Genomic DNA, 23,545 nt, shown 5'->3' on the forward strand with positions numbered 1-23,545 from the left:
ACCTCCCGCTCACCGCACCCGGACACCAGCCCCTTGCCCGCACCGCGCCGGGAGCCAACCCTCGGGGGACGTCACAGACTGGCGGCGCGATGCGTCGGGTCGCCGTCCAGGACGGTCAGCAGTACCGGCACTGCGGCCAGTTCGGTGGCCGCGACGGTCAGCGGATCGGCGGCCAGGACGGTCAGGTCGGCGCGGTGACCGACGGCGAGCCGGCCGGCCTGGTGTTCCTCACCCGCCGCGTAGGCCGCGTTGACGGTCATGCCCCGCAGCGCCTCCAGCGCCGTGAGCGCCTGCTCCGGGCCGTGCGGGGCCCGCCCGAGGTCGCGGGTGGGCCGGCGGTGGCGGGCGCCCGCCATCACGCCCAGCGGCGGGTAGGGGGCGATGGGCCAGTCGGAGCCGAGGACGACCACGGCACCGGCGTCGTGCAGATCGCGGCAGCGCCACGCACGCGAGGCCCGCTCCTCGCCCAGGCGGCGTGACCAGTTGTCGGTGTGGTCGGCCCGGGTGAAGTCGCAGCAGTGGGTGGGCTGCATCGAGGCGACCACCCCGAGCCCGGCGAACCGGCGCACGGTGTCGTCCGGGACGGTCTCGATGTGCTCGACCCGGTGCCGTACCCCGTGCCCGCCGCCCGCCCGGGCCTTCTCGACGGCGTCGAGGACATGACGTACCGCCGCGTCACCGATGGCATGGGTGGCCGTGGGCACACCGGCCCGGTGCAGCTCGCCGACGATACGGGTGTACTCCTGCGGGTCCGGCCAGAACGCGTCCCGGGACTCGCCGTGACAGTCCGGCTGCTCCAGCCAGGCCGTGCCGTTGTCCACGGTCCCGTCCATGAAGATCTTGACGCCCGCGGTCCGCCAGAGCCTGCCGCCCGCGCCCTGCCCCTCGATCAGCGCTCGCACGCCCTCGGCGTCCGTGCCGGGCTGGCACCAGGGCGCCACCCGCAGCCGCACCGGCAGCCGCCCGGCCGCGTCCAGCTCGGAGAAGAGCGCGAGGCTGTCGCCGTTGGCGTCCATGACATGGCCGCCGGTCAGACCGGTGGCGGCCATGGCGCGCAGGGCTGCGGCGAGCCGGTCGCGGCGCTCCTCGCGCGTGGGCTGGGGCAGCAGGCGTTCCACGAGCTCACAGGCGGCGTCCTCCAGCAGCAGCCCGGTGGGCCTGCCGTCCGCGTCGCACACCACCTCGGCGGTGGCCTGCGCGAAGGTGCGCGGCCCGGCCACCCCGGCGAGTTCCAGCGCGCGCCGGCTGGCCAGCGCGGAGTGCGCGTCGAACAGCATCAGGAACGCCGGCACGCCGTCGAGTACGGCGTCGAAGGGAGCCGTCCCGACCGGGCGCCCCGCGAAGACGTTGGGGTCGAGGCCCCAGCCCTGGAGCCACGCGCCGGGGGCGAGGTCGCGCACCGCGCCGGCCAGCGCCTCACGCACCTGCTCCAGGTCGGTACAGCCCGACAGGTCGAGGCCGTGGGTCATGTCGGCGCCGCCGACGGGGTGGATGTGCCCGTCGACCAGACCGGGTGTCACCACGGCGCCCTTGAGGTCGATCACCGTGGTCGAGGCGTCCGCGAGGGCGCGGATCTCCCGGTCGTCGCCGAGCGCGGTGATGCGCCCGTCGGAGGCGGCCAGCGCGGTCTGCGGCAGGAACCCGCCGGTGACCGGGTCCAGCAGACGGGCCGAGAGCAGGATGAGAGAGGTACGCACAAAGGCTCCTTGAGGGCGGGTCAGTCGGCGTCGGCGGGTGCCAGTGTGCCGACGGGCAGGCCGAGTTCGCGTTCCGCGGTGGTGGCGGGCATGCGCAGCACCACGGGCGGGTCGTCGCCGGTGTCGTCGCTGTTGACGAGCATGCCGAGGCCGTCGAGGACGACCAGGATCTGGATGGCGGCCGCCATCGGATCGGCGGTGCGGAATTCGCCCCGCTCGACGCCCTCGCGGATGAGCGCCTCGAGCCGGTGCCGCCAGGCCGCCTCCTGGGCGGCGACCCGCGCGCGCAGCGTGGGCCGGTAGCGGCTGAGGTGGCGGGCGTTGAGCCAGAGCCGGCTGATGTCGTCGAACGCCTCTCCGCTCGTCCGGGCGAAGAAGCGCGCCAGATGCCGTGTCGGCGTGGCGCCGGCCCGGTCGGCAGGAAGGAGTTCGTCGAGCTCGGCGCCGACGGCGTCGCCGTAGGCCTCGGCCACCAGATCCTCCACCGCCGGGAAGTAGTGGCTGATCAGTCCCGGGCGGACGTCGAGCTCCTCGGCGATCCGTCGCAGGGTGATGCACTCCAGTCCTTCGGTAAGAGCGACGCCGGCGGCTGCCGCAACGATTTCCGCACGTCTGGCGGCAGGAGTTTTGCGGATTCGCTTGTTCGGAACGCTTGACGGCATGGAATCGATGCTATTGAGTGTGCGACCAACAAGCAAGCAGGTGGGTTACCAGCACCCGGAGGAGCCCTATGGCGTCCACGATTCCCGACTCGCAGTCCGGCACCCCCGCCCCACCCCAGAAGGAGGGGGCGCCCGAGTCGGATCGGGCCGGCCGTGTGGAGGCCCACGGCATCGACCACATCCCCGAGGGGGAACGCCACGGTCACCCGCGGCAGTTGTTCTCCGTCTGGGCCGCGGGGGGAGTGAACTATCTGAGCCTCGTGGTCGGCGGCGCCCTCGTCCTGATGGGCCTGACCCTGTGGCAGGCCCTCGCGGTCATCGTGGCCGGCAACCTCTTCTGGTTCCTCACGGGCCTGTTGTCCATATCCGGCCCGGCCGCCGGGGTGCCGAGCGAAGTGATCACACGGGCCATGTACGGGGTACGCGGCAACCGCGTGAACAACGCGATCGTCGGCTGGCTGATCTCCGTGTGCTACTTCGCCCTCAACCTGGCCGCCGCCGCGGCCTCCGCGTTCGCCCTCGTCGAGAAGGCCGGCATCACGGCCGACACCGCCGTCAAGGTCGTCGTGGTGGTGGTGATCGCCGCCCTCACCCTGGCCATCGGCGTCTACGGCCACGCCACGATCATGAAGCTGTACCTTCCGATCAGCCTGACGCTCACCGCCGCCTTCGCCGTCGTCGCGGTCAGCGTGCTGCGGCACACCGACTTCTCCTACGCGCCGCCCGAGTCGCTCACCGGCACCGACCTGTGGGCGGTCCTCCTGGCCGGACTCACCCTCATCGGCTCGGGTCCGCTGTCGTACACCACCAGCGCCGACTTCTCCCGCTATCTGCCCCGCGAGACGTCCGCCAGGTCGATCATCGGCTGGACCGCGCTCGGCGGCTTCGTGCCCGGCGTCGTCGTCAGCTCCCTCGGCGCCCTCGCCGCGACCGCCGTCGACATGACCGACCCGCAGACCGGGCTCGCCACCATCCTGCCCGGCTGGTTCGAACCGGTCTTCCTGCTCGCCCTGGTCCTCGGCACGATCGCCATCAACGCCATGACCGCGTACAGCGCGGGCCTCGCCCTCCAGGCCGTCGGCATCCGCATCCCCCGCGCCCGCAGCGTCCTCGTCGACGGCACCGCCGCCGTCGCCCTCACCCTGTACGGGCTGCTGTTCTCCGACTTCCTCGACACGGTCAGCAACGTCCTCCAGCTCACCGTCGTCCTCCTCGGCCCCGCCATGGCCATCTACGCCACGGACGTCCTGCTGCGCCGCAACCGCTACGACGGCCCCGCCCTGATGGACGAGACCCCCGGCGGCCGCTTCTGGTACACCGCCGGCGTCAACCCGGCCGGCGCCCTGGCGCTCGCGGGAGGCGTCGCCGTCGCCGCCCTGTGCGTCAACACCCTCTACACCGGCCCGATCGCCCGGGCCCTCGGCGGCATCGACCTCGCCCTCCCCGCCGGCATGGTCGTCGCCGCACTGCTGTACGCCGCCCTGGCGCGCGGCGGAAAATCACAGGCGTCCGCGGCCTGACCGGAGGTACGGTCCCGGCATGCCGGACGAGGACGGGTACTTCGGGGAAAGCGTCGCCGCGCGATACGACGAGTCGGAGGCGGACATGTTCGGGCCGGAGGCGGTGGACCGCACGGTCGACCTGCTGGCCGGGCTGGCGGGGAAGGGACGGGCGCTCGAACTGGGCATCGGCACCGGCAGGATCGCCCTGCCGCTGGCCCGCCGGGGTGTTCCGGTCCAGGGCATCGACATGTCCCGCGCCATGACGGCCCGGCTGCACGCCAAGCCGGGCGGCGACACCGTCGGGGCGACCATCGGCGACTTCGCGACGACCCGGGTGCCGGGCACGTTCACGCTGGTCTACCTCGTCTTCAACACCATCAACAACCTGACCACACAGGACGCCCAGGTCGACTGCTTCCGCAACGCCGCCGACCACCTCGAACCCGGCGGCAGCTTCGTCGTCGAGGTGGGCGTGCCGGAGCTGCGCCGGCTGCCGCCGGGGCAGACCGCGGTGCCGTTCCGCATCGACGCCACGCAATGGGCGTTCGACACGTACGACACCGTGACCCAGGCGATGAGTTCGAACTACGTCACCGTCGTCGACGGCCGTGCCGAACACGCCTCCATCCCGTTCCGCTATGTGTGGCCCTCCGAGCTCGACCTGATGGCGAGACTCGCCGGACTGCGGCTGCGGGACCGGTGGGAGGACTGGGACAGGTCGCCCTTCACCCACGAGAGCCGCCGGCACGTCTCGGTCTGGGAGAAGCCGGCCGCCTGACCCGGGCCCGGCCGGTCAGCGCCGGGACATGTACAGCTGAAGTGCCTTGTGCAGCACCTTGTTGAGCGGGTAGTCCCACTCCCCGAGGTACTCGACGGCCTCACCGCCGGCACCGACCTTGAACCGCAGCAGACCCAGCAGGTGGTCGTCCTCCTCCAGGGTGTCGGTGATGCCGCGGAAGTCGTACACCCGCGCACCGCGTTCGTGGGCGTCGCACATCATGCGCCACTGGAGGGCGGTGCTGGGCTGGACCTCGCGCCGGCGGGCGGTGGAGGCGCCGTAGGAGTACCAGACGTGGTCGCCGACCGTCAGCATGGTGGCCGCGGCGAGCACCTCACCGTCGTGATGGGCGAGGTAGAGACGCATCCGGTCCGGGTCCTCGGCCGTCAGCGCGGTCCACATGCGCTGGAAGTAGGCGAGCGGGCGCGGGACGAACCTGTCCCGCTCGGCGGTCTCGACGTAGAGCTCGTAGAAGGCGCGCAGATCCTCGTGGTCGCCCTGGACGACCTTGACGCCGGCCTTCTCCGCCTTCTTGATGTTGCGGCGCCACTGCTGGTTGAGGCCGTTCCGGATCTGCTCCAGCGACCGCCCGGCGAGCGGCACCTGACACACGTGACGCGGCTGCCCGGCGGCGAAGCCGTCCTCGCCGCCGGGCTCGGCCCGCCGCCAGCCCGCCCGGCGCAGCCGTTCGGCGATCTCGCGGGCGCCGGGATCCTCCACGGTGGCCTTCACGTCCCCCAGCCGCCGGACGCCGGGGTCGGCGATCGCCGCCTTGACGGTCTCGGCGCTCCAGCGCCGGGCCACCACGGGCGGGCCCATCTTCACGGAGAAGGCGCCCCGCCCCTTCAGATGGGCGAGCATCGGCTCCAGCCACCGGTCCAGCTCCGCCGCGTTCCAGTCGATGACCGGGCCCTCGGGAAGGTAGGCCAGGTAGCGCCGCAGCTTCGGCAGCGGGCGCAGCAGCACCAGTGCGACCCCCACCAGGTCCCCGCCGTCGTCGAACCAGCCCAGGCTCTCCGCCCGCCAGTCCGGCTTCACCTCGCCCCACGACGGGAGCTGGAGATGGCTCACGGAAGGCCGGGCCGCGACGAAGCGCAGATGCTCTTCGCGCGTGATCGCCTTCAGGTGATGGCTCATGGGCGGTGACCCTTCGTTCGGCTCGTTCGATGGTGTCGACGGTCCGCAACGGCGCGGCGCGCGGACGGTGCCGTCCCCCACCCCCAGGGAATACCGGCGGCGGTGAAACCGCGCGGGCTACCGGCTATTCGGGCACTTCGCGCGAGCCGTCCTGTGGCCGCCGGTCCCGCCATTGCCCTGGGTGCCCCGCCCGGCGCGCGGCGCCGCGCGAGGAGTGCCAGCGTGGAAGGGCGTGAAGGCACCGGCAGCGCGGCAGGACGGACGGAGCGGACGGCCATGGCACGGGCGATCTGGACAGGCGTGATCACATTCGGGCTGGTCACCGTGCCCGTCGGGCTGTTCTCGGCGACGCAGGACCACACGGTCCACTTCCACCAGCTGCAGCGCGGCACCTCCGACCGGATCCGCAACCGGCGGGTCAACCAGCGCACGGGCGAGGAAGTCGGCACCGGCGACATCGTCAAGGGCTACGAGCTCGCCGAGGGCGAGTACGTGGTCGTGGAGCCGGACGAGCTGGACGAGATCGCGCCGGGCCGTTCCCAGACCGTCGACATCACCGACTTCGTCGACCTCGACGAGATCGAGCCGGTCTACTTCGACCGCACCTACTACGTGGCCCCGCGCGGCAAGGAGTACCTCAAGGTCTACCAGCTGCTCCGTACCGCCCTGGCCGAGGCGAACAAGGCGGGCGTCGCCACCTTCGTCATGCGCAACAAGCAGTACCTGACCGCGCTGCGGGCGGAGAAGGACATCCTGGTGCTCCAGACCCTGCACTGGGCCGACGAGGTCCGCGACCCGGTCAAGGAGCTCCCCGAGCTGCCGTCGGGCCGGGCCGACCGGGGCAAGGAACTCGACATGGCGCTGCAACTGGTCGACGCGCTCAGCGGCCCCTGGGAGCCCGGCCGCTACCACGACACGTACCAGGAGAAGGTCCGTGACCTGGTGCGGGCGAAGGCCGAGGGCAAGGAGGTCGCCCTCGCCGAGGAGCCGCCCACGGCCACCGACGTCGTCGACCTCATGGACGTCCTCCAGGGCAGCCTGGAACGCGCGAAGAGCGGCGGCGGGCAGGCACCCGCACCGGCACCGGCACCGGCCAAGCGGAAGAAGGCCGCTGCCCCCTCCGGCAAGGCGGCGTCGAAGCGGGCGGAGCTGCGCGAGCTGAGCAAGGCGGAGCTCTACCGCCGGGCCACCGAACAGGACGTCCCCGGACGCTCGAAGATGACCCGCAGCGAACTCATCGACGCCCTCGCCGCCACCGGACGAGGCCGGAAGAAGCCCACTGCGGCCTGAGCGCGCCGCGCGGACCGGGGTGGCCGCGGTGCGTTGTCCGGCGCGGGCGCGTCGTGGCCGGTCGCGGGGTTCCCCGCGGACCTGGAGGGACGTGGCGCTGACGCGCTAGAAGGGGCGCGGGGGACTGTGATGGTGGTCCCGCCGCATGAGGCCACCGACCGGCTCGACGCCGGGGGCGTGCCGGCCGCCGGACGCGACGAACTCCTCGGCCGGGTGCGCCGCTTCGAGGAGGCCGGCCGCCGGCGAGCGGCGGACCTGCGGACGAAGCCGGTGCGTGCCGAGGAGTTCGCGGCCACGCTGTGGGAGCGGCTGGAGGCCTGACGGCCACCGCTCACTGGGTGCTGAGCATGCCTTCCCGCAGCCGGGCGAGCAGGCGGGAGATCAGCCGGGACACGTGCATCTGGGAGACGCCGAGGCGTTCGCCGATCTCCTTCTGGGTGAGCTCCTCCACGAACCGCCAGTGGATGATCTGCCGGTCGCGGTCGTCGAGCTCGGCGATCATCGGGGCCAGGGCGTGGAAGTCGTCGACGAGCGCGAGCGCGGCGTCGTCGGCGCCGATGAAGTCCGCCAGGACCGACTCGCCGTCCTCGCTGCCGCCGATGGCCGCGTCCAGGGACGACGAGTTGTAGCCGTTGGCCGCCAGACGGGCCTCGACGACCTCGTCCGCCGGCAGGCTCATCAGCTCGGACAGCTCCCTGGTGGTGGGATTGCGGCCCAGCCGGCTGCGCAGCTCCTCGGTGGCGCGGGCCAGCTGCACACGCGCCTCCTGCAAGCGCCGGGGCACGTGCACGGCCCAGGACGTGTCGCGGAAGAACCGCTTGATCTCCCCCACGATGTACGGCACGGCGAACGAGGTGAACTCCACCTCGCGCGTCAGCTCGAACCGGTCGATGGCCTTGATCAGACCGATCATGCCGACCTGGACGATGTCCTCCATCTCCTCCGGGCCCCGGCTGCGGAACCGGCCGGCCGCGAAGCGGACCAGGGACATGTTCATCTCGATCAGCGTGTTGCGCGCGTACTGGTACTCGGCGGTGCCCTCTTCGAGGACCGTCAGCTGGTCGAAGAAGAGCTTCGACAACTCCCGCGCGTCCTTGGGCGCCACCTTGGACGGGTCCGCAATCTCCGGCACGCCGGTGAGGTGCTGCTCGGTAGCCTGCGCGGTCGTCGTCGCCATGATGTGCCCTCCCTGTCGGTCGGCCCTGTCACTGTCCCTCATCGGCCGACGACAGGGCGCCTACCCCGGTCCCCGGCTCGCACACCTGCGCCTTACGCGTGCGGCAGCCCGAGGTGGAAGCGGACCGCCGTGCCGTCGTCCGTCGTGTGCGTCCGCACCAGATCGGCGACGTAGTGGACGAGCAGCAGTCCGCGTCCGCCGATCTGCCCCCGCTCCGGCGGCCGGCGGCCGGCGAGCGGATCGCTGAGGCGTCCCTTGTCGCGGACCTCGCACACCACCTGCCCCGCCTCGGCCCAGACGGCGAGTGTCCCGCGGCCGCCGCCGTGCACCACGCTGTTGGTGGTCAGCTCCGCCACGGCCAGTTCCAGGTCCGGCAGCCGCCGCTCGGCCAGCCCCAGCGACGTGGCCCGCCCCACGGCGAAGCCGCGCGCGTCGGGGAGCTCCCCGACGCCGAACGGGAACACGGCGGCGTCCGGCGGGGCCGTCAGCGGCTCGTTGTAGCGGGCGACGACCGAGGGCCAGTCGTAGGCCTCGCTGGCCGCCTCACGGCCGTCGGCGATGACCGTCGGATGCGTGCGCCACGCGTCGGCCAGGACGTCCGGGTCCAGCCGGGACTCGTCGTAGGGGCACAGGATCGTCGCGGAGCGGCCGGTGAAGGCCGCGTTGATCAGCGCCTCGTGCTGGGCGCACGCCGGGTACTCCGCGCTGCTGCGCCCGGCCCAGATCGGCTCGCCGATGATGCGTACCCGTGTCCCCGCGTGCTCGTCGGCGAACGCCCGGAGGACCTTGGGGATGATCCGCCCCGGATTGCGCCCGGCGTCCGTCATGTCCAGGAACAGGATGTTCCGGGCCCGCGTGCCGAGGCCTGACCTGATCAGCTCCAGGTTGGGTCCGGGAACGGCCACCGCCACCGGTTCGCCGGCTTCCAGCCCCTCGTGGACGAACGACACCGTGTGGTCGGTGTACTCCCGCTCCGAGCGGTAGAAGAGTGCCGGATGCGCGAACACCTCGTCCGTGGTCACCGTGCTCATCGGGCGGCCACCTCGATCCCGCGCAGCGACGGCCAGAACATCTCCAGCACGCGCGGCAGTTGCGGCGGGGGCTGTTCCACCACGACCCGGCCGCCGGGCAGGTTCATGGCCGTGACGGCGAGCGCCGCCACCCCGGCCACGTCGACGAAGCGCACCCCCGACAGCTCCACGTAGGAGACGTCCGCGTGCCGCCGGGACAGCTCGGCGAGGGCCTCTTCCCAGGACCGGCGGGTGATCACGTTGATCTCTCCGCGGGCGCGGATCCCGGGGCGTCCGGACAACGGTCCCACCTCCAGCACGGCCCCGTCCCGCGACCGGACGGGACGGCCCCTGTCGCGTGTGCCATCCACACTCGATCTCCTTCGGAAAACCGCCGGGCCCAAACGCCGCCCCCGCTCGGCAGGGGCCGGGAGGAAGGCTCAGACCAGGCAGCCTAGCGCGACGGTGACCCTCGTCCGGCCGGGTGGGGGTCCACGCCCGGGTCACCGGCGCGCCGGTCGCTACGCCGGAGTGGGGACAAACCATGCGACTCATGCACGAAGCGGGGAACAAGACAGGGAAGGGTGTCCTGGGAAGGGAAGGCAAGCCATGTTCGAGGCAGACAACATTCGTGACTGGCGTGGCCAAGACGTCGTCGACAGTGGCGGCCACAGGATCGGAAGTCTGGAGTCCATCTACGTCGACACCGCCACCGACCGGCCCGCGTTCGCCGCGGTCACCATCGGTCTGCCGACCCGCCGCCGGCTGGTGTTCGTCCCGCTGGACAAGGCCACCGTCGGTCCGGACTACCTGAAGGTGACCTACGACAAGGGGCTGGTCAAGTCGGCGCCGGGGATCGATCCGGACGGCGAACTGGCGGCCGATGCGGAAAGCGGGGTCTTCGCCCACTACGACCTGCCCTACGAGCAGGGCAGCCGTGGCGAACGCCGGCTGGCCAGGCGCTGAGCCGTCGCGGGAATCCGTCCGAGGGGAGACGACCGTGAGCCTGTTCCTGCTGCTGTTGCTGATGGCGTTCGTTCTGGGAGTGATCGGAGTGGCCGCCGAGGGACTGTTCTACTTGTTCGTCATCGGGGTCGCCGTCCTGATCGTCGACCTGGTCCTGGTCGGGGTGCGCCTCGGACGCCGGGGCGGGCCCGCACGCTGAGCGCCCAGGGCCCGGCCGCATCGCCCCGAGGCGGCCGGGCCCCTCGACGCGTCACCGCCCGTTCTTGCCCCGGGCGAGCTCCGAGCCCCGCTCGGCGCCCTCCGCCTCGGACTCCGCGCCGCCCGTCGCCAGGGTGCCCCCGGCCGTCTCCAGGTGGGCCCGCACGAACCACTGGAACTGCTCCAGGTCGCGCAGCTGCCCGATCAGCAGGTCCTCCGTGGCGGGGTCGATCTCACCGGCCTCCTTGACCGCGGCGCGCACACCCTCGATCACGCCGGTGTACACCACGTCGAGCGCGCCCAGGTGGGCGATGGCGTCCGCCCGGCCGATGGAGTAGTCGTCCCAGTTCCGCTCGGCCACCAGGGCCCCGGGCGTCCCCTGCGCCACCCCGCCGAGCGCGGCGATGCGCTCCGCGACGTCGTCCGCCATCTCGCGCACCTGGTCGACCTGCGGGTCGATCATCTCGTGCACGGCGATGAAGTGCGGACCCACGACGTTCCAGTGGACGTGCTTGAGCGTGAGGTGCAGGTCGTTGAGCGCGTGCAGGCGCAGGCGCAGCACGCCGATCAGCCGCCCGGCGGCCTCACGCTCGATGCCGGGGACCGTGTACTTCGGGGTCAGGTCGTGCGTCATGACGGGCTTCAGCTCCTGATCTGTCGTGTACGGCATTGCACCTGCACGAATGCCCCGCTTCGGCGACGGCAGACATAACCGGACGTCTCCCTTCACGGGCCCGCGCGGCGGCCGGTCAGGACGGTGGGGCCGGCAGGGGTGTCGCGGCGAGCGCGCGGGCCGCGTGGACGAGGTTGGACGCCATGGCCCGGCCCGTGGAGGTCGACCAGTCGTGGCCGCGTTCGTCGTCCAGGTAGTCGGGCCCGGGTCCGGGGCCGAGGTGCCAGTACGTCCAGGCCTGACCGGGGACGGTGAAGCCGATGTCGCCGAGCGCGCCGTTGATCTCGCTGATGACGTGGTGGGCGCCGTCCTCGTTGCCGGTGACCAGGACACCCGCGACACGGTTGTAGGCGACGGGACGCCCTTCGTCGTCGGTCTCGCCGAGCATCGCGTCCATGCGTTCGAGGACACGCTGGGCGACCGAGGACGGGCGGCCGAGCCACGTCGGCGACGCCATGATCAGGATCTGCGACGCCAGCAGTTTCTCGTGCACCCCCGGCCAGTCGTCGCCCTCGCCCATGTCGGTCGCCACGCCCGGCTTCAGACGCAGGTCGACGGCCCGCACGACGTCCACCTCCACCCCGTGCCCCTTCAGGGACGCGATGACCGTGGCGGCCAGGGCCTCGGTGTTCGACGGCCGGGGCGACGGCTTGAGGGTGCAGTTGATGACGAGTGCGCGCATGAGTCCCTCCCTTCCCCGGGCGGCGGGGCCGGCCGACGCACCGGCCCGGCCTTCACCCGCCTGCCCCAGCCCCGAGGTACCGCCGCGTCGTGCCGCTCAGGTGCCGCCGTCGGCGGACGGCAGGGGGCGGACGGTCAGGATCTGCTGGGCGTGTCCGACCGGGCCCGTGAGGTCGTGCAGCACGGTGCTGGTGATGCCCTGGCCCGTCGGGCCGAAGACGACGGTGGTGTCCAGCCCGGTCCAGCGGCCCTCGGGCCGGCGGTGGAGGTGGAGCGTGAGGTCGACGTTGGGGAACATCCAGTGGGTCGGTGATTCCCGTACGGCGATGCCGTTGGCGGTGTCGACGAGCGCGACGTAGGACGCGAGCGGGCTCACGGTCTGCCCGGCGACCAGGTCGAGGCCGGTGGAGACCCAGGCCGTCGTGCGGCCCGGCCGCGGGGGAGCCAGTGGGCGGACGTCCAGGGAGGCGATGTATCCGCCGGGCCACAGGGAGCTCATCGGCCAGGACTCGAGCGTCTGCGGCGGGGCGAGCGGCGCGGCGCCGCCTCCGGCGACCGCGGTGGTGTCCCCGTCGCCCAGCAGCCAGGCGCGGGCCCGCACGACGGGGCGGCCGGCGATGCGGACGACGGCTTCGACGAGTTGGATGGTGCGGCCGGGGCGCAGGGTCTCCACCTTGATCTCGCACTCGTCGAGGGCGAGCCGGCCCAGGATGTCGAAGCTGATCCGGGACAGGAGCAGACCGGGGCGGGGCCGCGCGGCCAGATGGCGCTCGACGGCGTGGACGACGAGACCGCCGAGCGGGCTGAAGTGCTGTTCGTCGGGGTCCCACGCGCCGCCCGCGTGACAGGTCGGCTTGTAACGGTGCTCGTCTATGGGCTCGAAATAGCTGCCGGTGCTCAAGGGGGGTCACCTTCCGGGCTGGCGGGCTGGCGGGCTGACGGGGCGGTGCGGACGGGACGGGCGGCGTGGGCCACCGTGCCTCCCACCGGGCCACGACGGTACTTGCCAGGGCCACGTACATGGCCGGGGGGATACCCGGCGGTGCGCGAGAGGGCGCGGCAACGACCTGTGAGCGGGGCCGTCACCGGGGTGCCGTCATCGCGTCGTCCTTCCGCGGCACGGGAGTTAGGGTCCCGGCATGAACTCCGCAACCGTGCGCGGCGCCACGATCGGCTACGACGACGTCGGTCCCTCCACCGGACTTCCCGTCCTCCTGATCCACGGGCACCCCTTCGACCGCACCCTGTGGGCACCCCAGGTCACGGCGCTGACGGAGGCGGGCCACCGCGTCGTCACGCCCGACCTGCGCGGCTACGGCCGCAGCGAAGTGACCCCCGGCAAGGTCCTCCTCGCCGACTTCGCCGACGACCTCGCCGCTCTGCTGGACCACCTCGGCATCGAGCGGGCGGTGGTCGGCGGCGTCTCCATGGGCGGGCAGATCACCATGGAGTTCCAGCTGCGCCACCCGCGGCGCCTGCGGGCCCTCGTCCTCTCCGACACCTCCGCGCCGGCGGAGACCGCCGAGGGCAGGCTGTTCCGCAACCGGCTGGCCGACAGGCTGCTCGCCGAGGGCATGGACGGCTACGCGCACGAGGTCATCGGCAAGATGCTCGCCGACTACAACGTCACCGCGATGCCGGACGTGGCCGCACACGTCCTGGAGATGATGTGCGCCACCGATCCGCGTGGTGCCGCGGCGGCCCTGCGCGGGCGGGCCGAGCGCCCCGACTACCGGGACGTCCTGGCCGGTGTGAAGGCACCGGTGCTGATCGTCGTCGGCGCGGACGACGTCTACACCCCGGTCGCGGAGGCCGAGGCCATCCGGCGCCTCGTCCCGCACGCCACCCTGGCCGTCGTCGAGAAGGCAGGCCATCTCCCCGGCGCCGAGCAGCCCGACCGCTTCAACGCCGTCCTGCTGGACTTCCTCGCCGAGAGGGTGGTCTGACCGGCCGGGCCGCGTTCACGAGCAGGAGGCGTTCCGGCGCGCGAAAGGCGCACACCGGCCAGGCATGAGCCCTGTACGCGCCCCTGCGGCCGTGCGGACAATACGACAGGACCGCCGACGTCCCGGGAAAGCAGGTCGATCGCCGTGCTGTTGCGTCTGCCCACGTCCGTGACCGAGGCACAGGAGTGCATGGCCGACGGGGCGGTGCCCGTCGGCGGGGCCACGCTCGTGTGGGCCACCTGGCAACGGGACGGCTTCCCGGACCAGGCCGTGTCGCTGCGCAACCTCCCGGAGGCGACCGTGGTCGGGCCGAAGACGCTGGGCGGAGCCGTGGTGCTGCACCAGGTCGACGACCGCGTGCCGCAGGTGCTGCGCCGGGCGGCCGGTTCCGTGGGCACCGGGGCCGTGCGCCGGACGGCCACGGTCGGCGGCAACCTCGTCGGCAGCAGCCTGCGTTGTCTGCTCCCCGCGGCCCTCGTCCTGGACGCACGCGCCACCGTGCTGGGCTCCGACGGTGCCTACGAGACCGACCTGTACGAGGTCGTGGCCAAGCGTCATCTGCTGCTCGCCCTGCACTGGCGCACCCCCGTGGCCAGCGGTTACCACAAGCAGCCCGCCGAAGCCGGCGGCCCGCCGCCCCTGGTCGTCGCCACCGCCGTGCACGCCGACGCCGAGGGGCGGCACCACCTGCGGGTGGCCGTCCGCGACGGCTACGAGGTGCTCAGCGGCAGCACCGCGTGCGACGACGGAACCGACCAGGCCCTCGGCGCCCTGGAGCGGACGGACGTCGGCGCGCTTCCCCCGCAGGCGCGGGAGGTGGTGCGCCGGCAGGTCGCCGGCGTGCTCGCGGATCCGGCCGGCCGTTGACCTCGCGCCCGGCTCAGCCGTTGGCGAGCGCCTTGACGCGGTCCAGTGCCCCGTTGAACCTGTCGTGGTCCCCGACGGTCGGCCCGGTCGAGGTGTACTGCCACATGGTGTAGGTGTTCCAGCCGGCCGGGAGTTCGCCCACCGACGAGGCGTACCGGGCGATCCAGAGCGGTGTCGTGGAGCCGAAGCCGCTGTAGTTCCCGGTGCACTGCTGCCACCAGTTGGTGGAGGTGTAGATGGCGGCGTACCGGCCCGTGCGCGCCTTGTACCGGTCGAGGAAGCCCTTGATCCAGCCGACCATCTGACTCGCCGTCCTGCCGTAGCAGGTGGCGCCGTACGGGTTGTACTCGATGTCCAGGACACCCGGCAGTGTCTTGCCGTCCTTGGACCAGGCGCCGCCGTGGTCGACGAAGTAGTCGGCCTGGGCGGCGCCGCCGGCGGTGTCCGGCGTCGCGAAGTGGTACGCGCCGCGGATCATGCCGACGTCGTACGAACCGTCGTACTGCTGTGCGTAGTAGGGATTGCGGTAGGACGTGCCCTCGGTGGCCTTCACATAGGCCCACCTCACCCCGCTGCTCCACAGGGTCGACCAGGCGACGTTGCCCTGATGGCTGGAGACGTCCACGCCCTCGGTCTGCGTGGCCCGGGTGTCGGCGGGCCGTCCCTGCTCGCCCTCGTGGGCCAGCACGCCAAGGCCCATGTAGGCCGTACCGCGGACGGGTGTGTCGCCGGACGCGTCGGCCGAGGCGGGCACGGCGCACAGGGCGAGGAGGAGGGACGGGGTGGCGAGGGCGACGCCTGACGTGAGCAGGCGTGAGTGGCGGGAAGCCACGGCTATGGGTCTGCGCATGCGTCCCATCCGATCCGCTGTCAGGCGGGACCGCATCTCACACTCACCCGGACGGCGTGCAGGCGTGGTGTCCCGGCCCGGCGGCGGGCCGGTGGGCGGAGGGTTCCTCGGCCGGCAACGGCCGTACCGCACCGAGCCGTTGACCCCCGCTGTCCCCGACGGTCCGCACGGCCGCCGCCCCGGCCGTCCCCGCCCCGTCCGGGCCCGTGAGCGGGCGGGCTCAGCCGTCGCCGTCCACGGAGGCGCGCAGTCGTGCGCTGGCCATCCGCATGTGCTCGGCCATCGCCCGGTCCGCCGCCTCCGGGTCGCGGGCGCGGATGGCCCGGAGCACGGCGTCGTGCTCGCACAGGGTGCCGCTGACCGTGCCCTCGATGTCGCTCACCCGCTCCATCCACACCTGCAACAGCGCCCGGATGCTGTGCAGGATGTCGCTGAGGACGGTGTTGCGCGCGATCCTGGCCGTCTCCAGGTGGAAGGCGATGTCGGCGTCGATGAAGGCGGTGACGTCACCGCCCGCGTCGCGCATGTGCTGGAGGTGCTCCTCCAGCAGCACCACGTCCGCGTCGGTCGCACGCTCCGCCGCCAGCCGCGCCGAGACGCCCTCCATGTACGTGCGCACCTCGACGAGGTCCCGGGTGCGCCGCTGCCCCAGCATCAGACCCCAGTTGATCGCCCGGGGCAGGAACTCCGAGGTGCCCTCGCGCACGTAGGAGCCGGACCCCGGGCGGATCTCGATGATGCCGAGGACGTCCAGGGCGGACAGCGCGCCGCGCACGCTGGAGCGGGCGACGCCGAGGGCCTCGGCCAGCTGGCGTTCCGCGGGCAGCCGCGTGCCGGGCCGGATGTCGCCGGCCGAGAGGTGGTCGAGAAGCCGCTTGGCGACCTCGCTGACGGAGGACTCACGCACCACGGGCCGCAGCAGCTGCGCGAGGTCGGGCGCGGCGGCGGAGCTGTGCTGATCAGGCTGACTGGTCACGGTCACCAGTCAACCAGACACCGTCGGCAGGCGACTGACCAGCCAGTTCATCGATCCCGAGGCGCGGTTTGTCAAGAGTTCGTCCGACGGTGAATCTATGACGGTCACCACACTGGTAAATTGGTGACCAATTTGGATCGGAGGCATAGCGTGACAACGAACCGGCCGGCCGCCCCCGTGGCGGACCGCCCGGCGTGACCCACCCCGGACAGAGCTGTCCGGGCGAGCCGAGGAGTCGCCAATGGGTGCCCACGCGCCATCCGCGGCAGTCGAGAGAACTGCCATCAAGAAGGTCTCAGCCCGTCTCGTGCCGTTCGTGGCGCTGATGTTCTTCGTGAACTACCTGGACCGCACGGCCGTCTCGTTCGCCGAACCCAACGGCATGGGACAGGACCTGGCCCTGACCGCCGCCCAGTTCGGCTTCGCGTCCGGGATCTTCTTCCTCGGCTACATCGTGCTCGAGGTCCCCAGCAACATGGCCCTGCACCGCTTCGGAGCCCGCCGCTGGCTGGCCCGGATCATGGTGACCTGGGGCATCGTGTCCCTCCTGTTCACCTGGGTCAGCAGCAGCGGCCAGCTCTACACCCTGCGGTTCCTGCTCGGCGTCGCCGAGGCGGGCTTCTTCCCGGGCGCGATCCTCTTCCTGAGCCAGTGGGTGCCTTCCCGGCACCGCACCAAGATCCTCGGCCTGTTCTATCTCGCCCAGCCGCTGACCACCGTGTTCGGCGCCCCGCTGGCGGGCTGGCTCATCGGCCGCCACGGACTGTTCGGCCTCGAGGGCTGGCGCGTGATGTTCCTGTTCGTCTCGGTGCCCGCGATCGTCCTCGGCGTCGTCGCCTGGTTCTACCTGATCGACAAGCCCGCCGACGCCAAGTGGCTCACCCCGGCCGAGCGTGACTGGCTGACCACCGAGCTGGCCGCGGAGAACGCCCAGAAGGCCGGCCACGAGGGCAAGCACGCCAAGGGCGACCTCAGGACGGCCTTCGGCAGCGCACGCGTCTGGATCCTCGCCGTCGTCTACTTCGGCTTCGTCTACGGCCTGTACGCCCTCGCCTTCTTCCTGCCGACGATCATCAACGGCTTCCAGGAGCAGTACGACACCACGTTCAGCGTGATGGACAAGGCGTGGATCACCGCCATCCCGTACCTGCCCGCCGCGATCGTGCTGTTCTTCTGGACCCGGCACGCCACCCGCCACGGCACCCGCACCTGGCACGTGGCCGGCCCGGCCGTCGTCGGCGGCGTCTCCATCCCCCTCGCCCTCTACATGGGCTCCCCGACCGCCACGGTCGCCGTGATCACCGTGACCGCCTGCGCCATCTTCGCCGCCCTGCCCGTCTTCTGGTCGGTGCCCTCCCGCTTCCTGACCGGAGCCGCCGCCGCGGCCGGCATCGCCCTGATCAACACGGCCGGCAACATCGCCGGGTTCGCCTCCAGCTACATCACCGGCTGGCTCAAGGACTGGACCGGCGCCTACTACGTACCGCTCTATCTCGTCGGCTTCTTCATGCTGCTCTCCGCGGCCCTGATGATCTGGCTCTCCGCCCGCCACCGCACCGACGAACCGGCCGCCGAGCCCGAGCACCAGTCCCTGGAGGCCCTTCGATGACCCGCCTGTTCAACGACCCCGCCGCCTTCGCCGACGAGGCACTGGAGGGCTTCGCCGCAGCCCACCGGCGCTGGGTCCGGCCCGTCACCGGCGGCGTCGTGAGGGCCACGGCCACCCCGGCCGGACAGGTCGCCGTGGTGATCGGCGGCGGCTCGGGCCACTACCCCGCCTTCTCCGGCCTGGTCGGCCGGGGGATGGCGCACGGCGCGGCCGTCGGCAACGTCTTCGCCTCGCCCTCCGCCCAGCAGATCCGCTCGGTGGCCAGGGCCGCGCACGGCGGCGCCGGGGTGCTCCTGATGTACGGCAACTACGCCGGTGACGTGCTGCACTTCGGGCAGGCCGCCGAACGCCTCGCCGCCGACGGCATCGACGCCCGGACGTTCGCCGTCGCCGACGACATCTCCAGCGCGGGCCCCGACGAGGCCGCGGAGCGCCGCGGCATCGCCGGTGACCTCCCCGTCTTCAAGGCCGCGGCGGTCGCGGCCGAGCAGGGCCTGCCACTGGACGAGGTGCTGCGCGTCGCCGAACGGGCCGGCGCCCGCACCCGCTCCTTCGGCATCGCCTTCTCCGGCTGCACCCTGCCCGGCGCCGACCACCCCCTGTTCACCGTGCCCGAGGCCCGCATGGCCGTCGGCCTCGGCATCCACGGGGAGCCCGGCATCGGCGAGGAGGCCCTGCCCACCGCCGACGAGGCGGCCCGCCTCCTGGTCGCCACCCTGCTGAAGGAACTCCCCGCAGACGTCGGCACCCCCGCCGGGCAGCGCGCCGCCGTGATCCTCAACGGCCTCGGCTCGGTCAAGTATGAGGAGCTGTTCGTCGTCTACCGCAAGGTCGCGGCCCTCCTCGAGGAGGCCGGCGTGGAGATCGTCGACCCCGAGGTCGGCGAACTCGTCACCAGCTTCGACATGGCGGGTGTCTCCCTCACCCTGACCTGGCTGGACGACCGGCTGGAAGAGCTGTGGCGGGCCCCGGCCGACACCCCCGCCTACCGCAAGGGCGCCCTCGGCGAGGCCGTGCCGGACGACCGGGACCTCGTGGCGGAGGACCTCCCGGACACCGCCGTGGCCCCCGCGTCCGACGCCTCCCGGAACGCCGCCGGCACCGTCCTGGCCGCGCTGGACGCGGTCGCCGGCACCGTCGACGCGCACGTGGACGAACTCGGCCGCATCGACGCCGTGGCCGGCGACGGCGACCACGGCATCGGCATGCAGCGCGGCTCCACCGCCGCCCGCCGGGCCGCCACCGACGCCACCGGACTCGGCGCGGGCGCGGGCACCGTCCTGAACCGTGCCGCCGACGCCTGGGCCGACAAGGCGGGCGGCACCTCCGGCGCCCTGTGGGGCACCATCCTGCGCTCGATCGGCACCGCCCTCGGCGACCAGGACGCCCCCGACGCCGCCCGAGTCGCCGCCGGGGTCACGGAGGCCTCCGCCGCCGTGCGCCGGCTGGGCGGGGCCGAGGTCGGCGACAAGACCATGGTCGACGTCCTCGTGCCCTTCGCCGACACCCTCGCCCGGGCCGTGTCCGAGGGCCTGGCCCTCACCGAGGCCTGGGACCGCGCCGCGGACCGAGCCGCCGAGGCGGCCGCCGCCACCGCCGGCCTGCTGCCCCGCAAGGGCCGGGCCCGCCCCCACGCCGAGAAGTCCCTCGGCACCCCCGACGCGGGCGCGCACTCGCTCGCCCTGATCACCCGCGCCGTCCACGGCGTACTGCTCGACCACCACTGAGGAAAGCCGAGATGACCGACAAGCTCCGCATCGTCGTCGGGTCCGACGACGCCGGTTACCAGTACAAGGAAGCCCTCAAGCAGGACCTGCAGAGCAGCGCCCTGGTCGCCGAGGTCACCGACGTCGGTGTCGACGCCGACGGCCACACCGCCTACCCGAAGGTGGCCATCGCCGCCGCCGAGATGGTCGCGCGCGGCGACGCCGACCGCGCCCTGCTGGTCTGCGGCACCGGCCTCGGCGTCGCCATCGCCGCCAACAAGGTCAAGGGCATCCGCGCCGTCACCGCCCACGACTCCTTCTCCGTCGAGCGGGCCGTCCTCTCCAACAACGCGCAGATCCTCACCTTCGGCCAGCGCGTCATCGGCCTCGAACTCGCCCGCCGCCTGGCCGCCGAGTGGCTCACCTACCGCTTCGACGAGACCTCCGCGTCCGCCGCCAAGGTCCAGCTGATGTGCGACTACGAGACCGCCGCGGGCGACGGGGCAGCCGCGTGATGTCCGCCCCCGCCCCCGCCCCCGTCCTGCTGGGGGTGAGCCTGAAGATGTACTTCGGCCACCACCAGACCCTGAACTGGGCCCGCAGGATCGCCGCCCTGGCCGACCGCCACCCCGCGGTCACCTCCGGCGCCGCCCGCCTGTTCGTCCTCCCGGCCTTCCCGGCCCTCGTCCCCGCCGCCGGCATCCTCACCCCGTACGGCGTCGCCGTCGGCGCCCAGGACCTCGCCACCGAGGACACCGGTCCCTACACCGGAGAGGTCGGCGGCCCCGCCCTGAAGGAGATCGGCTGCCGCTACGCCGAGGTCGGCCACGCCGAACGCCGCCGCCTCTACGGCGAGGGCGACACCGTCGTCGCCGCCAAGACCGCGGCCGCCCTGCGCAACGGCCTCACCCCGGTGCTGTGCGTCGGCGAACGCGACCACGCCGACCCGGCCGACGCCGCGGCCCGCACCGTCGCCGAGGCGCAGCGCCTGCTGCACGGCCTGGACGGCGCGGTCGTCCTCGCCTACGAACCCCAGTGGGCCATCGGCGCCCCCGAGCCCGCCTCGGCCGGCCACATCGGCGCCGTCTGCGCCGCCCTGCGGGCCTGGCTCGCCACCGAGCCGCAGCACGCCGGGTCCACCGTCATCTACGGCGGCAGCGCGGGCCCCGGCCTGCTCACCCGCCTGGCCGGCGCCGCCGAGGGGCTGTTCCTCGGCCGCTTCGCCCACGACCCGGCGAACGTGGAGGCGATCCTCGACGAGATCCGCACCCCGGCGCCCACGGCGGTGGCGTGATGGCGTACGGCATCAGCACCTACGCCTACTTCTGGCGCATCTCCGGCCGCGCCCCCGAGCCGATGAGCCTCACCGCGATGCTCCACGACACGGCGGAACTCGGCGGCCGGGTCTTCCAGATCTGCGACTACGCGCCCATCGAGTCCTACGACGCCGCGCAGCTCGCCGACGTCCGCGCCACCGCGGCCGGCCTCGGCCTGACCCTCGAACTCGGCACCCGGGGCATCCGCCCCGAACACCTGCTGAAGTACCTCCGCATGGCGGGCGAGCTGGACGTCACCCTGGTGCGTTCCATGCTCAACACGGCCGGCCACCGGCCGGACACCACCGAGGCGGTGGCCCTGCTCGAGGAGGCCGTGCCCCGCTACGCCGACGCGGGCGTGACCCTCGGCCTGGAGACCTACGAGCAGGTCGCCACCGACGACCTGATGACCGTCGTACGCGCCGTCGACAGCCCGCACCTGGGCGTCGTCCTGGACCCGGGCAACAGCGTCGCCCGGCTGGAGCGCCCCGCCGACGTCGTCGCCGCCACCGCCCCGCACGTGGTCAACATCCACGTCAAGGACTTCGCCTTCACCCGCCGTGACGGCTGGGTCGGCTTCACCTACGCCGGCTGCCCGCTCGGCGAGGGCCTCCTCGACCACGACGGCATGATCGCCGCCGTCCGCGCGGCCCGGCCGGGGGACCACGGCATCAACCAGATCGTGGAGCACTGGCTCCCGTGGCAGGACGAGGGCTACGACGCCACCGCCCGGCTCGAACACCAGTGGACGCAGCACAGCATCAACACCCTCCTGAGGAGCAAGTAATGGCCACCGAGATCCAGACCCGGGCCGACGCGAAGACCGTCGCCGTCATCGGGGCCGCCGGCAAGATGGGCCAGCGCGTCTCCAACAACCTGGTGAAGAGCGACTTCCGGGTCCTGTTCAGCGAGGCGTCGCCCGAGGGCCAGGAGCGCGTCCGCGGCCTGGGCCGTGAACTGACCGACTCCGAGGCCGCCGCAGCCGAGGCCGACGTCGTCATCCTCGCCGTGCCGGACGTCGTCCTCGGCAAGGTCTCCGAGCAGCTCGTGCCGCTGATGAAGCCGGGCACGGTCGTCCTCACCCTCGACCCGGCCGCCGCCTACGCCGGCCTGCTCCTCGCCCGCGACGACATCCACTACGCCTGCGCCCACCCCTGCCACCCGTCGGTGTTCCTGGAGCGCACCACCCAGGAGGAGTGGCAGGACACCTTCGGCGGGATCGCCGCCCCGCAGGAGGTCGTCGCCGCGTACGAGGGCGGCGACGCCGCCAAGCAGGAACTGGCCGACGCCGTCATCCGCGTGATGTACGCGCCCGTGGTCGACGTCCACTGGGTCACCGTCAAGCAGCTCGCCGTGCTCGAGCCGACCCTCGTCGAGACCATCGCCTGCATGGTCGGCGCCCTGCTCACCGAGGCGCTGCACGAGACGGTCCACACCGTCGGCGTGCCGGAGAAGGCCGCCCGCGCGATGCTGCTCGGCCACACCCAGGTCGCCCTGGCCAACACGCTCAAGGGATCCAACCCCTTCTCGGACGCCTGCCTGATCGCCATGGACTACGGCCGCGAGTCCATCGTCCGCGACGACTGGAAGAAGGTCTTCGACGACGAGGAGCTGGACAAGGTCATCACGCGCATGCTGAAGATCAAGGAGATCAAGCGCTGACCTGCCCGTACAGATCCGGGACAGGTCCCGTACCGGGCCTGTCCGGGTGACGCCGGAGTGCCCGCCGCGGGCCTCCGGCGTCGTCGTGGTCAGGCGCGGGTGTCGTACTCGGCCCGGACGCGCAGCAGTTCGGACACGTCCGAGCCGGTCGCGAGCTCGCGCGGCGCCGTGCCGCGCCGGAACAGCCGGGCGTCGCGTTCGCCGCCGAGCACGGCCCGGTCGCCCTCGACCCGCAGCCAGGATCCCTCCCGCAGGCCCAGTACCGGCACGTCGTTCTCCTCCAGGAACTCCGTCAGCCGCTCCTCACGGGTCTCGCCCTTGTGCGTCGAGGCCGGGTCCGGGTCGAGGTAGTGCGGGTTGATCTGGAACGGGACCAGGCCGAGCGCCTCGAAGGACGGGGGCTCGACGATCGGCATGTCGTTGGTGGTCCGCAACGACGGCGCCGCCATGTTGGTGCCCGCGCTGGCCCCCATGTACGGCAGTCCGCCGGTCACCGCCCCGATCAGCGCCTTCCGCAGACCCGTGCGGTACAGCGCGCTCAGCAGCCGGAAGGAGTTGCCGCCGCCGACGAACACCGCGTCCGCCTCGCCCAGCCGCGCGACCGGGTCGCCGCCCTCGTGCACGCCCCGCACGTCGATGCCCGCACCGGCCAGCGCCCCTCGCACCTTGGCGGTGTAGGCGTCGTGGTCGGCGAGGGCGTAGGGCACGAACGCCAGCCGGGCCCCAGTGGGCAGGAAGCCGGTGACGGTGTCGAGGGCGTGTTCCAGGTAGCCGCGGCCGTACTGGGTGGAGTTGGACAGGAGCAGCAGATTCACGGGGTCGACCTCTTCAGGGGGTGGATC

26 protein-coding genes are annotated in these 23,545 nt (G+C 72.6%); 14 read left to right on the plus strand and 12 right to left on the minus strand.

The features are described from left to right. Window positions 1-71: 71 nt before the first annotated feature. Together ACIRG6_RS24685 and ACIRG6_RS24690 are read right to left on the minus strand one after the other, a co-directional pair. Window positions 72-1,697 (minus strand): amidohydrolase, encoded by a 1,626-nt coding sequence (locus ACIRG6_RS24685; protein WP_364682525.1) that lies wholly within the window; start codon window positions 1,695-1,697, stop codon window positions 72-74. 20 nt (window positions 1,698-1,717) lie between these two features. Then, complete coding sequence (locus ACIRG6_RS24690; RefSeq protein ID WP_364682526.1) at window positions 1,718-2,359, minus strand: TetR/AcrR family transcriptional regulator; 642 nt, start codon at window positions 2,357-2,359, stop codon at window positions 1,718-1,720. 68 nt (window positions 2,360-2,427) lie between these two features. Here ACIRG6_RS24690 and ACIRG6_RS24695 point away from each other — a divergent pair, with 68 nt between their 5' ends. Both ACIRG6_RS24695 and ACIRG6_RS24700 read left to right on the plus strand, forming a co-directional pair. Further along, on the plus strand, window positions 2,428-3,879 hold the full coding sequence (locus tag ACIRG6_RS24695; RefSeq protein WP_403324602.1) for a purine-cytosine permease family protein: 1,452 nt from the start codon (window positions 2,428-2,430) through the stop codon (window positions 3,877-3,879). 19 nt (window positions 3,880-3,898) lie between these two features. Further along, window positions 3,899-4,639 (plus strand): class I SAM-dependent DNA methyltransferase, encoded by a 741-nt coding sequence (locus ACIRG6_RS24700; RefSeq protein WP_364682530.1) that lies wholly within the window; start codon window positions 3,899-3,901, stop codon window positions 4,637-4,639. 15 nt (window positions 4,640-4,654) lie between these two features. Here the strand turns inward: ACIRG6_RS24700 and ACIRG6_RS24705 are convergent, their stop codons facing one another. Next, window positions 4,655-5,776 carry a lipid II:glycine glycyltransferase FemX gene (locus ACIRG6_RS24705; protein ID WP_364682532.1) on the minus strand — a complete coding sequence of 374 codons (1,122 nt, stop codon included), beginning with the start codon at window positions 5,774-5,776 and terminating at the stop codon, window positions 4,655-4,657. Between the two features lie 276 nt (window positions 5,777-6,052). On the opposite strand from ACIRG6_RS24705, the gene ku reads away from it, so the two are divergent. Further along, window positions 6,053-7,066 (plus strand): non-homologous end joining protein Ku, encoded by a 1,014-nt coding sequence (gene ku / locus ACIRG6_RS24710; protein WP_364682546.1) that lies wholly within the window; start codon window positions 6,053-6,055, stop codon window positions 7,064-7,066. Window positions 7,067-7,195: 129 nt separating this feature from the next. Then, on the plus strand, window positions 7,196-7,387 hold the full coding sequence (locus ACIRG6_RS24715) for a hypothetical protein (protein ID WP_403324603.1): 192 nt from the start codon (window positions 7,196-7,198) through the stop codon (window positions 7,385-7,387). Between the two features lie 10 nt (window positions 7,388-7,397). Here the strand turns inward: ACIRG6_RS24715 and ACIRG6_RS24720 are convergent, their stop codons facing one another. The 3 genes from ACIRG6_RS24720 to ACIRG6_RS24730 all read right to left on the minus strand — a co-directional run bounded on the left by ACIRG6_RS24720 (window position 7,398) and on the right by ACIRG6_RS24730 (window position 9,624). Continuing rightward, window positions 7,398-8,243 carry an RNA polymerase sigma factor SigF gene (locus ACIRG6_RS24720; RefSeq protein WP_403324604.1) on the minus strand — a complete coding sequence of 282 codons (846 nt, stop codon included), beginning with the start codon at window positions 8,241-8,243 and terminating at the stop codon, window positions 7,398-7,400. A gap of 92 nt (window positions 8,244-8,335) precedes the next feature. After that, window positions 8,336-9,274: an anti-sigma factor RsbA family regulatory protein gene (locus tag ACIRG6_RS24725; RefSeq protein WP_403324605.1), complete on the minus strand. Its 939-nt coding sequence runs from the start codon at window positions 9,272-9,274 to the stop codon at window positions 8,336-8,338. After that, a complete protein-coding gene (locus ACIRG6_RS24730; protein ID WP_318215880.1) occupies window positions 9,271-9,624 on the minus strand; it encodes an STAS domain-containing protein in 354 nt (117 codons plus the stop codon). The genes ACIRG6_RS24725 and ACIRG6_RS24730 overlap by 4 nt, the downstream gene beginning before the upstream one ends. A gap of 238 nt (window positions 9,625-9,862) precedes the next feature. On the opposite strand from ACIRG6_RS24730, the gene ACIRG6_RS24735 reads away from it, so the two are divergent. Together ACIRG6_RS24735 and ACIRG6_RS24740 are read left to right on the plus strand one after the other, a co-directional pair. Then, on the plus strand, window positions 9,863-10,219 hold the full coding sequence (locus ACIRG6_RS24735; protein ID WP_318215881.1) for a PRC-barrel domain-containing protein: 357 nt from the start codon (window positions 9,863-9,865) through the stop codon (window positions 10,217-10,219). A gap of 34 nt (window positions 10,220-10,253) precedes the next feature. Further along, entirely contained in the window at window positions 10,254-10,418 is a 165-nt protein-coding gene (locus ACIRG6_RS24740) for a hypothetical protein (protein WP_350725372.1), read from the plus strand. Between the two features lie 51 nt (window positions 10,419-10,469). Here the strand turns inward: ACIRG6_RS24740 and ACIRG6_RS24745 are convergent, their stop codons facing one another. The 3 genes from ACIRG6_RS24745 to ACIRG6_RS24755 all read right to left on the minus strand — a co-directional run bounded on the left by ACIRG6_RS24745 (window position 10,470) and on the right by ACIRG6_RS24755 (window position 12,672). Next, window positions 10,470-11,051, minus strand: coding sequence for a Dps family protein (locus ACIRG6_RS24745; RefSeq protein WP_239769352.1), 582 nt, complete (start codon window positions 11,049-11,051; stop codon window positions 10,470-10,472). Window positions 11,052-11,166: 115 nt separating this feature from the next. Further along, window positions 11,167-11,772 (minus strand): flavodoxin family protein, encoded by a 606-nt coding sequence (locus tag ACIRG6_RS24750; protein WP_364821378.1) that lies wholly within the window; start codon window positions 11,770-11,772, stop codon window positions 11,167-11,169. Window positions 11,773-11,868: 96 nt separating this feature from the next. Next, a complete protein-coding gene (locus ACIRG6_RS24755; RefSeq protein ID WP_403324606.1) occupies window positions 11,869-12,672 on the minus strand; it encodes a thioesterase family protein in 804 nt (267 codons plus the stop codon). A gap of 238 nt (window positions 12,673-12,910) precedes the next feature. Between ACIRG6_RS24755 and ACIRG6_RS24760 the strand changes: the two genes are divergently transcribed. Together ACIRG6_RS24760 and ACIRG6_RS24765 are read left to right on the plus strand one after the other, a co-directional pair. Next, window positions 12,911-13,717, plus strand: coding sequence for an alpha/beta fold hydrolase (locus ACIRG6_RS24760; RefSeq protein ID WP_364680476.1), 807 nt, complete (start codon window positions 12,911-12,913; stop codon window positions 13,715-13,717). A 144-nt stretch (window positions 13,718-13,861) separates the two neighbouring features. Then, complete coding sequence (locus tag ACIRG6_RS24765; RefSeq protein ID WP_403324607.1) at window positions 13,862-14,584, plus strand: FAD binding domain-containing protein; 723 nt, start codon at window positions 13,862-13,864, stop codon at window positions 14,582-14,584. A 13-nt stretch (window positions 14,585-14,597) separates the two neighbouring features. On the opposite strand, the gene ACIRG6_RS24770 is transcribed toward ACIRG6_RS24765, so the two are convergent. Continuing rightward, complete coding sequence (locus tag ACIRG6_RS24770; protein ID WP_403324608.1) at window positions 14,598-15,434, minus strand: lysozyme; 837 nt, start codon at window positions 15,432-15,434, stop codon at window positions 14,598-14,600. A gap of 220 nt (window positions 15,435-15,654) precedes the next feature. Then, a complete protein-coding gene (locus tag ACIRG6_RS24775) occupies window positions 15,655-16,416 on the minus strand; it encodes a FadR/GntR family transcriptional regulator (protein ID WP_318215887.1) in 762 nt (253 codons plus the stop codon). Window positions 16,417-16,651: 235 nt separating this feature from the next. Between ACIRG6_RS24775 and ACIRG6_RS24780 the strand changes: the two genes are divergently transcribed. From ACIRG6_RS24780 to ACIRG6_RS24805, 6 genes are read left to right on the plus strand one after another with little or no spacing between them, the layout of a single operon-like run. After that, window positions 16,652-18,019: an MFS transporter gene (locus tag ACIRG6_RS24780; protein WP_350725361.1), complete on the plus strand. Its 1,368-nt coding sequence runs from the start codon at window positions 16,652-16,654 to the stop codon at window positions 18,017-18,019. Beyond that, entirely contained in the window at window positions 18,016-19,746 is a 1,731-nt protein-coding gene (locus tag ACIRG6_RS24785; protein ID WP_364680486.1) for a dihydroxyacetone kinase family protein, read from the plus strand. Before ACIRG6_RS24780 ends, ACIRG6_RS24785 begins: the two co-directional genes overlap by 4 nt. An 11-nt stretch (window positions 19,747-19,757) precedes the next feature. Further along, the gene (locus tag ACIRG6_RS24790; protein ID WP_364680489.1) at window positions 19,758-20,240 is read left to right on the plus strand and encodes a ribose-5-phosphate isomerase; all 483 of its coding nucleotides are present in this window, start codon (window positions 19,758-19,760) and stop codon (window positions 20,238-20,240) included. Next, window positions 20,240-21,019, plus strand: coding sequence for a triose-phosphate isomerase family protein (locus ACIRG6_RS24795; protein ID WP_350725356.1), 780 nt, complete (start codon window positions 20,240-20,242; stop codon window positions 21,017-21,019). The genes ACIRG6_RS24790 and ACIRG6_RS24795 overlap by 1 nt, the downstream gene beginning before the upstream one ends. Next, window positions 21,019-21,828: a sugar phosphate isomerase/epimerase family protein gene (locus ACIRG6_RS24800; RefSeq protein WP_364680494.1), complete on the plus strand. Its 810-nt coding sequence runs from the start codon at window positions 21,019-21,021 to the stop codon at window positions 21,826-21,828. The genes ACIRG6_RS24795 and ACIRG6_RS24800 overlap by 1 nt, the downstream gene beginning before the upstream one ends. Then, window positions 21,828-22,703: a phosphogluconate dehydrogenase C-terminal domain-containing protein gene (locus tag ACIRG6_RS24805; protein ID WP_365024024.1), complete on the plus strand. Its 876-nt coding sequence runs from the start codon at window positions 21,828-21,830 to the stop codon at window positions 22,701-22,703. Before ACIRG6_RS24800 ends, ACIRG6_RS24805 begins: the two co-directional genes overlap by 1 nt. A gap of 89 nt (window positions 22,704-22,792) precedes the next feature. Here ACIRG6_RS24805 and pepE read toward each other — a convergent pair whose 3' ends face one another. Further along, a complete protein-coding gene (gene pepE, locus ACIRG6_RS24810; protein ID WP_364680499.1) occupies window positions 22,793-23,518 on the minus strand; it encodes a dipeptidase PepE in 726 nt (241 codons plus the stop codon). Window positions 23,519-23,545: the final 27 nt, after the last annotated feature.

Origin of the sequence: Streptomyces flaveolus, from assembly GCF_044765825.1 — a bacterium.
Lineage (GTDB): Bacteria > Actinomycetota > Actinomycetes > Streptomycetales > Streptomycetaceae > Streptomyces > Streptomyces flaveolus.

Excerpts from the sequence above, each read along its gene's own strand:
- ku (WP_364682546.1), top strand. The coding sequence starts at position 6,053 with ATGGCACGGGCGATCTGGACAGGCGTGATCACATTCGGGCTGGTCACC.
- ACIRG6_RS24780 (WP_350725361.1), top strand. The coding sequence starts at position 16,652 with ATGGGTGCCCACGCGCCATCCGCGGCAGTCGAGAGAACTGCCATCAAG.
- ACIRG6_RS24805 (WP_365024024.1), top strand. The coding sequence starts at position 21,828 with ATGGCCACCGAGATCCAGACCCGGGCCGACGCGAAGACCGTCGCCGTC.
- ACIRG6_RS24750 (WP_364821378.1), bottom strand. The coding sequence starts at position 11,772 with ATGCGCGCACTCGTCATCAACTGCACCCTCAAGCCGTCGCCCCGGCCG.
- ACIRG6_RS24715 (WP_403324603.1), top strand. The coding sequence starts at position 7,196 with ATGGTGGTCCCGCCGCATGAGGCCACCGACCGGCTCGACGCCGGGGGC.
- ACIRG6_RS24800 (WP_364680494.1), top strand. The coding sequence starts at position 21,019 with ATGGCGTACGGCATCAGCACCTACGCCTACTTCTGGCGCATCTCCGGC.
- ACIRG6_RS24690 (WP_364682526.1), bottom strand. The coding sequence starts at position 2,359 with ATGCCGTCAAGCGTTCCGAACAAGCGAATCCGCAAAACTCCTGCCGCC.
- ACIRG6_RS24760 (WP_364680476.1), top strand. The coding sequence starts at position 12,911 with ATGAACTCCGCAACCGTGCGCGGCGCCACGATCGGCTACGACGACGTC.
- ACIRG6_RS24790 (WP_364680489.1), top strand. The coding sequence starts at position 19,758 with ATGACCGACAAGCTCCGCATCGTCGTCGGGTCCGACGACGCCGGTTAC.
- ACIRG6_RS24785 (WP_364680486.1), top strand. The coding sequence starts at position 18,016 with ATGACCCGCCTGTTCAACGACCCCGCCGCCTTCGCCGACGAGGCACTG.
- ACIRG6_RS24700 (WP_364682530.1), top strand. The coding sequence starts at position 3,899 with ATGCCGGACGAGGACGGGTACTTCGGGGAAAGCGTCGCCGCGCGATAC.
- ACIRG6_RS24735 (WP_318215881.1), top strand. The coding sequence starts at position 9,863 with ATGTTCGAGGCAGACAACATTCGTGACTGGCGTGGCCAAGACGTCGTC.
- ACIRG6_RS24795 (WP_350725356.1), top strand. The coding sequence starts at position 20,240 with ATGTCCGCCCCCGCCCCCGCCCCCGTCCTGCTGGGGGTGAGCCTGAAG.
- ACIRG6_RS24745 (WP_239769352.1), bottom strand. The coding sequence starts at position 11,051 with ATGACGCACGACCTGACCCCGAAGTACACGGTCCCCGGCATCGAGCGT.
- ACIRG6_RS24770 (WP_403324608.1), bottom strand. The coding sequence starts at position 15,434 with ATGCGCAGACCCATAGCCGTGGCTTCCCGCCACTCACGCCTGCTCACG.
- ACIRG6_RS24695 (WP_403324602.1), top strand. The coding sequence starts at position 2,428 with ATGGCGTCCACGATTCCCGACTCGCAGTCCGGCACCCCCGCCCCACCC.
- ACIRG6_RS24725 (WP_403324605.1), bottom strand. The coding sequence starts at position 9,274 with ATGAGCACGGTGACCACGGACGAGGTGTTCGCGCATCCGGCACTCTTC.
- ACIRG6_RS24705 (WP_364682532.1), bottom strand. The coding sequence starts at position 5,776 with ATGAGCCATCACCTGAAGGCGATCACGCGCGAAGAGCATCTGCGCTTC.
- ACIRG6_RS24720 (WP_403324604.1), bottom strand. The coding sequence starts at position 8,243 with ATGGCGACGACGACCGCGCAGGCTACCGAGCAGCACCTCACCGGCGTG.